Raw genomic sequence first — 256 nt, 5'->3', positions numbered from 1 at the left:
CGCGAAGTGAGCGAACGCGAGGCCGCGGCCGACGGCGCGCAGCGCCTGGACGCGCTGGAGCAGCGCGTGGACGGCCTGCGCACCAACCAGGACGCGCAGAACCGCCGCATCGTCCAGGCCGACAGCACCAACCGGGTGCTGCGCGACGAACTGCACGGCATCGGCCAGCGCGCGGCGCTGATCGAAGACAGCGTGTCCAAGCTCGCCGATCCCAACCGCCACGGCGCCCAGGCCATGCGCCTGGACGAGACCGAAC

General features: G+C 72.7%; 1 protein-coding gene. It reads left to right on the top strand.

Annotated elements, in window-relative coordinates; all coding sequences use genetic code 11:
• On the top strand, positions 1-256 hold a 256-nt coding region (locus HKX41_12305), incomplete at both ends, for a hypothetical protein (GenBank protein ID NNC24918.1).

This window comes from Salifodinibacter halophilus (genome assembly GCA_012999515.1).
Taxonomy (GTDB): domain Bacteria; phylum Pseudomonadota; class Gammaproteobacteria; order Nevskiales; family Salinisphaeraceae; genus Salifodinibacter; species Salifodinibacter halophilus.
Note: the sequence above shows the minus strand (reverse complement) of the source record. Positions and strands in the feature narration are given on the sequence as shown.